General features: G+C 60.4%; 7 protein-coding genes and 1 pseudogene. 4 read left to right on the top strand and 4 right to left on the bottom strand.

The features are described 5' to 3' along the window. Both ACIQ17_RS28290 and ACIQ17_RS28285 read left to right on the top strand, forming a co-directional pair. Positions 1-840: cytochrome c oxidase assembly protein (locus ACIQ17_RS28290; RefSeq protein WP_398472723.1), on the top strand; the 840-nt coding region annotated here is incomplete at its 5' end. A 25-nt stretch (positions 841-865) separates the two neighbouring features. Continuing rightward, positions 866-1,243, top strand: coding sequence for a c-type cytochrome (locus ACIQ17_RS28285; protein ID WP_398472722.1), 378 nt, complete (start codon positions 866-868; stop codon positions 1,241-1,243). Here ACIQ17_RS28285 and ACIQ17_RS28280 read toward each other — a convergent pair whose 3' ends face one another. The 4 genes from ACIQ17_RS28280 to ACIQ17_RS28265 form a co-directional block, all read right to left on the bottom strand. Next, positions 1,244-2,128 (bottom strand): c-type cytochrome, encoded by an 885-nt coding sequence (locus tag ACIQ17_RS28280; protein WP_398472721.1) that lies wholly within the window; start codon positions 2,126-2,128, stop codon positions 1,244-1,246. A 105-nt stretch (positions 2,129-2,233) separates the two neighbouring features. Beyond that, the gene (locus ACIQ17_RS28275; protein ID WP_398472720.1) at positions 2,234-2,419 is read right to left on the bottom strand and encodes a hypothetical protein; all 186 of its coding nucleotides are present in this window, start codon (positions 2,417-2,419) and stop codon (positions 2,234-2,236) included. Between the two features lie 531 nt (positions 2,420-2,950). Continuing rightward, positions 2,951-3,832 carry a manganese catalase family protein gene (locus tag ACIQ17_RS28270; protein WP_398472719.1) on the bottom strand — a complete coding sequence of 294 codons (882 nt, stop codon included), beginning with the start codon at positions 3,830-3,832 and terminating at the stop codon, positions 2,951-2,953. Positions 3,833-3,896: 64 nt separating this feature from the next. Beyond that, entirely contained in the window at positions 3,897-4,157 is a 261-nt protein-coding gene (locus ACIQ17_RS28265) for a DUF3551 domain-containing protein (RefSeq protein WP_398472718.1), read from the bottom strand. Between the two features lie 166 nt (positions 4,158-4,323). Between ACIQ17_RS28265 and ACIQ17_RS28260 the strand changes: the two genes are divergently transcribed. Together ACIQ17_RS28260 and glgX are read left to right on the top strand one after the other, a co-directional pair. Then, entirely contained in the window at positions 4,324-5,517 is a 1,194-nt protein-coding gene (locus ACIQ17_RS28260) for an NADH-quinone oxidoreductase subunit D (RefSeq protein WP_398472717.1), read from the top strand. A 178-nt stretch (positions 5,518-5,695) separates the two neighbouring features. Continuing rightward, a pseudogene (gene glgX, locus ACIQ17_RS28255) lies at positions 5,696-7,715 on the top strand (glycogen debranching protein GlgX); the annotation flags it as partial.

The following is a 7,715-nucleotide window of genomic DNA, read 5'->3' as shown; positions in this document are numbered from 1 at the left end:
GCCACTGCGGCATTGGCGCATGGCGGTGACCAGCCGACGCCGGGCTGGACGTTCGATCTGTGGATCGTCACGCCGCTGGCCTTGTTCGGCGCGCTCTATGCGTCGGGGCTCGGCGCGATCTTGCGCCGTTGCCGAAACGCGTTCGCGATTGCAAGGCGGGGTGTTCTCGGCCTTGTCGGATGGGCCTCGCTCTGTGCCGCGCTGCTGTCACCGCTGCATTGGCTCGGCGAGCGCCTGTTCACCTTCCATATGATCGAGCACGAAATCCTGATGGCCGTGTCTGCGCCGTTGCTGGTGGCAGCGAGGCCGCTCGCTCTGGTCCTATGGGGATTGCCGCGTCAAGTAAACGCGCGCCTCAAGCCTCTCCTGGCAGCGCCTGCCGCGCGCTCGGCGTGGCGCTGGCTGACCGATGGATCGACGGCAACCCTGCTGCATGCGATCGCGATCTGGGGCTGGCATGTGCCGACGCTGTTCGACGCCGCGGTCACCAACGCCATGCTGCATCGGTTACAGCATCTCAGTTTCTTCGCGACGGCAGTGTTGTTTTGGTGGGCGGTGCTGTGGCGCAGCGGCCGCGGCGTCGCCACTTGGCACCTGTTCGTCACCATGATGCATACGGCGGTGCTCGGCGTCCTCATGACGCTGGCGCCGCGCGTGCTGTATGTCGCGCAGACCCAGTCCGCGGCGGACTGGGGTATGACCTCGCTGGAAGATCAGCAACTCGCCGGAGTGGTGATGTGGATTCCCGCTGGCACGGTCTATGCGGGAGCCGCGCTGGCGATGGCGGCCTTGTGGATTCACCAGTCGAGCCGCGGCGGGACGGCGATCGATCATGCCTAGCCATGCGCGCAATCGATGGATATGGATGGTAGCGATCGTAGCATTGGTCGCTGTCGCGGGCGGTGTCTTTCTCACAGTTCAAAGCACCCGGGCGCAGGACGAAGACATCGCACGATCGCTCACGGGCGGCGACGCACGGAAGGCGCCGCCGTTGCTGCGGCGTTATGGTTGCGCCGGTTGCCACCAGATCCCGGGCATATCTGGCGCCGACGGCCTGACCGGCCCGCCACTCGCCCGATTTCGCCAGCGCGTGTTCATCGCCGGTTCCCTTCCGAACAATGCGGGCAATCTCGTCGAATGGATCGTCAGGCCGACGACGCTGCATCCCGGCTCAGCCATGCCGGAAACCGGCATTTCCGAAGCCGAGGCGCGGGACGTGGCGGCCTATCTCTACCTCAAATGATCAGGGCTTGGGCGTCGGCCGCGGCGGCAGCGATTTAATGAAGGCGGCCATGGCGTTGCGGTCGGCCTGCGGCAGCATGGCCGTATTGGTGACCACGTCGAGCATCGACGAGCCGATGCGACCGTGGTCGGGCGTCATGCCGGTCTCGAGCAGTTCGGCGATATCGCGCTCGGACCAGACGCCGATACGCGCCGGGGTAATGTTTGGCGTAAATCCCACTCCTTCTGGATCTGGCCCTCCGGCATAACGGGCATCCGGCTTGATCGCGCCGAACACGTTTCGTGTCGAGTGGCATTCCGCACAATGGGCCAAAGCCTCGACCAGATAAGCGCCCCGATCACGCGACGGATCGCCGGTCGGCGGAGGCACCGTGCCCTGCGGCTTGAAGAACAGTACTTTCCAGATCCCGATTGCGCGGCGCACCTTGAACAGGGAGGCGATATCGTGCGGCGGCGCTTTTCCGGACACAGGTGGCAAAGTGCGCAGATAGGCTGCGAGATCGCGGATATCTACGGGCGTCATTCCCGCATAGCTCGTATAGGGGAAGGCGGGATAATAGTGATCGCCGCGAGGCGACACGCCGCTGACCAGCGCGTTGGCGACATCGACAGTGCGCCAGGTGCCGATGCCATCATTTGGGTCCGGTGAAATATTGGGTATGCGGAAGGTGCCGAAAGGTGAAGCCAGTGCGAGTCCGCCACCCAACGCCAACCGGTTGGACTGACCCGGCCGTGCGTGGCAGGACGCGCAATCTGCCGCGGCGAATATAAGGGCGCCGCGTGTTGCGTCTCCAACTCCGGCGAAACGAGCATCGTCTTCGTCAAATGCTGGCCCAGGGGCGGAAACAATCCACGCAACCGACAGTCCAATGGCGAAGATAGCCATGAAAGCGAGGAGCGTGCGCGCGCGTCGCGGAGCCGCCCGGGGTGACACAATGCAGATGCCCGAATTCGCCATGAGCTTGCTCGTGCACAGGTGCGCCCGGACGATCTATCCGGGAGACAGCGCGCAGCCGTTGTCCGGCAAGGCCTTTTCGCCCTTCGCCGTGAGCTGGAAAAGATCGCCGTTCTTCTCCACGTAGCCTTCCATCACAAGATCCGCCGTTTTGGCTACATCGTCGAATGCCACGGCGGTCTCGATCTCATGGAGGGTTTCGAGCTGTTCATTTGTGAGCATGTCGGTCTCCGCTGAGTGAAAGCAGTAACGCGGTTGATCTCCCGCTCGGCATAAGACGCGCAGGCATCGGAGAAGTTCGATTATTGAAGGGCGCCGGCCTAGACGGAAAGGTGGGCCGGCTCAATTAGCGCGAGAATGACGCGCGTTCAGTCGCGATGGCTCGGTCCTGCACCGCAACAATCCTCTCCGTCCGAGCCAATTGCGGAGACGCGCTACGATCCAGGCGGAGCAACCGAGCGCGTTAAATAACGTGGGCGGGCTGAGTGAGCGGCGTGATCCGCCAATGGTCGGGGTGGCCGCTGGATGCCGTGCTATAGGAGCATGATCGGAGATCAGCCGGGGCTGCATGGACTCGGAAAAACGACAAAGCGAGCAGCCGGGTCGTCAGAATGCCGTCTCCTTCCGTTGAAACCGATTGCAATCTGAGGCGTCCACCTGGGCGTCGATACGATCCGCAAAGCAGCTTGCCTTCGACCGCGGCTGCACGTACGAAAGGAATGCGGCTCTCGTTTTCCGAGAGCCGCATCGTCGTCAGGTGATCGCGTTTGTCACCGGGGGCTCCGCCATCTGTTCGGCCTGTGCCGCAGAATCCGGTCGTGCCGGACCCAGCACAGGTTCTTGTCCGAGCGGTTCGAACGCGCGGAATTCGAAGGTGCCCTTGCCATCGGGGCTGGGTCCTTCTGAATAGGCGCCGGGCGCGACGGGCATGCCGTTCCTCTCGGTACCCATGAACATATAAGCAAACTCCTGCGCTTCTTTTGTTCGATCGAAGGAGTTCGGGATTGGCAACGCCGCCGTGCCGCCAAGCTCTTCGATGACGGCAAGCCACTGCTGCTGGTGCATCGTGTCCCGCGCAATTAGATAGCTGAGCATTTTCTGCATGCCTTCGTCGGCCGTTGCATTGAAGAGACGAACGGCGAGGGTACGACCCGTGCTTTCAGCCGCAACGTTCGCATACATGTCGGCGGCAATATTGCCGCTGGCATAGACGTGAGAACAGTCGAAGGGCACGCCGTCACAGTTGGCGGGGAAAGCGGCCATGCCGGTTGACAGGACGTGACGATGAAGCATGCCTTCGACAATGTGCCGAGGGCGTTCGCCGCCGAGTACGGCACCGACAATGGGATTTGCGGTCGCGGCACTTTCCTGAAGGGTCGCTGGAGCGTCTTCCAGATTCAGCGCGACGGCTGTCGCAAGCATCTCAATGTGACTGATCTCTTCGGTCGCGGTGTTGAGCAGAACGTCGCGATACTTGGCCGGGCCTCGTGCGCCCCACGCTTGGAAGAAGTATTGCAGGCAGACGCGAATTTCACCTTCCACGCCGCCGATGGCTTGCTGGAGCTGTCGGGCAAAGATCGGATCGGGGCTCGCGACTTCTACGGGATACTGGAGTCGTTTGTCGAAATAATACATTGGCGTTCCTTGGATGCGCGACGTTTCCACTCCGGGGTCGTCGCTCGTGGGCAGGATGGGTGGATTAATGAGCTTGGCGCTTCCAACGTTTTCCCTGGCGACGGTCCGATGACATCGCCCCATACGCAAACCGCGGATTGCGGATGCAGTCACCGCCGACACCACTGATCGATGCCTGGCATTGATTGTAGGATGTGAACGAGCAGTCCGGCGTTCCTCCGGTAACGGTGGTACGCTGGCAGAAGGGATAAGCTGGAGCCGCGTGAGCGGGCAGCGAGATGCCGCAAGTGATGATGAACGCCGAAGCGATAATCGTTCGATGCATGGGAAACTCCGTGATTGGGTAGTCACGGAAGTCGTAGTTTCCCGCCCTGTTCCTACGATGCCACTATTCTTTTGCCATTGGCGTCGTATGTCGCGCAGCGGGCAGACAAGAAATATTTCGAGGTAGAACGTCTGCATATTGTTCGCGAGACACATCAAGGATCCAGATGCCGGTCGAACAGAATCCTCGCACGTTCACGATCAACTTTGGTCCGCAGCACCCGGCCGCTCACGGTGTCCTTCGATTGATCCTCGAATTGGACGGAGAGGTCGTCACGCGCGTCGATCCCCACATCGGTCTTCTTCACCGCGGCACCGAAAAGCTCATCGAAGCAAAGACATACCTGCAGGCGATCCCGTACTTCGATCGTCTGGACTACGTCGCGCCGATGAGCCAGGAGCACGCGTTCTGCCTTGCAATCGAGAAGCTCCTTGCCATCACGCCGCCATACCGTGCTCAATTGATCCGGGTTCTTTATCTCGAGATCAGCAGAATCCTTTCGCATCTCCTCAACGTCACGACACAGGCGATGGACGTCGGAGCGCTCACTCCGCCGTTGTGGGGTTTCGAGGAGCGTGAGAAACTGATGGTCTTCTATGAACGAGCTTCCGGAAGCCGTATGCACGCGAACTACTTCCGACCGGGCGGCGTGCATCAGGATCTGCCAAACCAGTTGATCGACGACATCGATGCTTGGTGCGACCCGTTCCTGAATGTCCTTGAAGACCTGGACGGGCTCTTGACCAATAACCGCATCTTCAAGGGTAGAAACGTTGATATCGGCGTAATCTCGCTTGATGAGGCCTGGAAGCGCGGTTTCTCCGGCGTGATGGTTCGCGGTTCCGGAGCAGCCTGGGACCTTCGCAAGTCGCAGCCCTACGAATGCTACGCCGAACTCGACTTCGACATACCCATCGGGAAGAACGGCGACTGCTTTGATCGCTATCTGATCCGGATGGAGGAGATGCGCCAGTCCGTGGGTATCATGAAGCAGTGCATTGCACGGCTCAGGTCATCGGATGGCGGCGGGGAGATCATGCTTCAGGATAATAAAATCGTGCCGCCGCGACGTGCAGAGATGAAGCGGTCCATGGAAGCCCTGATCCACCACTTCAAGCTCTATACCGAAGGATTCCACGTGCCTGCGGGCGAGGTCTATGTCGCTGTCGAGGCGCCTAAAGGAGAATTCGGCGTCTTTCTGGTGTCGGACGGGTCAAATAAGCCGTACAAATGTCATGCACGGGCGCCCGGTTTCGCTCATCTCGCGGCCATGGACTATCTCTGTCGAGGCCATCTTCTTCCAGACGTATCCGCGATCCTCGGATCGCTCGATATCGTTTTCGGCGAAGTTGATCGATGAGTGAGTCTTTGCTTTGTCGTGGAGCTAAAGTCCCTGTGACGAAGGCAATGAGCCATCCGGTTAGAGCGACTGAAATATCGGCGCGCCTAGTGTGACGATATGTTATGTTCGCCGACCGGCGCGGTAGGAACGTAAGTCCCTGGCCGAACGTTGCTTCGCCACATTATGCGGGGGCAACATGACGACTCGTCAGACCAATCAATCGCTGACGCAATTTGCGCAACGCCTAAAGCGTTCGTCGGTCCGGGTCGGCAGGCCGTTTCCGCTCGGCGCCACATGGGACGGACTGGGCGTCAGCTTTGCCCTGTTCTCTGCCCACGCCACCCGGGTGGAATTGTGTCTGTTCGACGACCGCGGCGAACGCGAGCTCGAACGGATCGAGCTGCCGGAATATACGGACGAGGTGTGGCACGGTTATCTCCCTAATGCACGCCCTGGGACCGTCTATGGCTATCGGGTCCATGGCCCGTTCGAACCCGAGGCCGGTCACCGCTTCAATCCGAACAAGCTGCTGATCGATCCCTACGCCAAACAACTCATCGGCGAGTTGAAATGGGGCCCGCAGCTGTTCGGCTACCGGTTTGGCCATCCTGACAAGGATCGCTCATTCGACAACAGCACAGCGCTCCGCTGATGCAGAAGTGCCGTGTGATCGATCCGGCATTCACCTGGGGGGCGTCGCGCAAGCCCGACATTCCGTGGGACCGCACCATATTTTATGAAATGCACGTGAAGGGCTTCACCAAGCTCCATCTTCTTGTGCCCGGGCCGGAGAGGGGCACATTTGCGGGGCTATCCCATCCCCATATCCGCGATTATCTGAAGTCCCTAGGTGTGACGAGCATCGAGCTTCTCCCGATTCATGCGTTCGTCGATGATAGCTACCTCGTGGAGAAAGGCCTTCACAATTATTGGGGCTATAATTCTTTGGCGTTCTTCGCGCCCGAGCCCCGTTACATGCACACGCGCAGCCCGTCTGAGTTCAAGGCGATGGTGAACCAGTTCCATGCCGCCGGGCTCGAGGTCATTCTCGACGTCGTCTACAATCACACGGCCGAAGGCAACGAACTGGGGCCGACGCTGTCGCTGAAGGGCATCGACAACGCGAATTACTACCGCCTGATGCCGAATGAGCGGCGCTACTATATAAACGATACCGGCACCGGCAACACCGTCAACATGTCGCATCAACGCGTTATCCAGCTCGTGGCCGACTCGCTGCGCTACTGGGCCAACGAGATGCAGGTCGACGGTTTCCGCTTCGACCTCGCCACCATCCTCGCCCGCGAACCGCACGGCTTTGACGAAGGCGGGGGCTTCCTCGATGCCTGCCGACAGGATCCGACGCTGGCGGGCCTGAAGCTGATTGCCGAACCATGGGATATCGGGCCCGGCGGCTATCAGGTCGGTCAATTCCCACCCGGATGGGCCGAATGGAACGACAAGTTTCGTGATGCCGTCCGCAGTTTCTGGAAGGGCGATCCAGGCATGGTTCCGGAGCTCGCCAAGCGGATTTCAGGCTCGGGCGATCTGTTCAACAAGCGAGGCCGCAAGACCTGGGCGACGGTCAATTTCATCACCGCCCATGACGGCTTCAATCTGAACGATCTCGTCTCCTACAACGACAAGCACAACGAGGCCAACGGAGAGGATAACCGCGACGGTCATTCCAACAACCATTCGTGGAATCACGGCACCGAAGGGCCGACCGACGATCCAGAGATCCAGGCGCTTCGCGAACGCCAGAAGCGCAATCTGCTGGCTACCGTCTTGCTGTCACGCGGAACACCGATGCTGCTGGCCGGCGACGAGTCCGGCCATACGCAGAAGGGCAACAACAACGCCTATGCCCAGGACAACGAGATCACCTGGCTAGATTGGCTCGACATCGGGTCCCGCGGCCAGGATCTGCGAGAGTTCACGCGAAAACTCATCGCCGTGCGGAAAGCTTATCCGGTCCTTTCGCGTGGTCGATTCGTGGCGGGGACGTTCAACCCCAACCTTGACGTCAAGGGCGTCACCTGGCTCGACCCGACCGGCAACGAGATGGGCCAGGATCAATGGGACGACGACAATGCCAAATGCTTCGGCATGCTGCTCGACGGGCGCTCGCAGGAGTCCGGCATCATCCAGCGCGGCGAAGACTCAACGGTCCTGCTCGTCTACAATCCTCATTTCGACGTGGTCAATTTCCAGCT

This window comes from Tardiphaga sp., from assembly GCF_044340795.1.
GTDB lineage: Bacteria > Pseudomonadota > Alphaproteobacteria > Rhizobiales > Xanthobacteraceae > Tardiphaga.
This window is presented reverse-complemented; position numbering and strand designations above follow the sequence as displayed.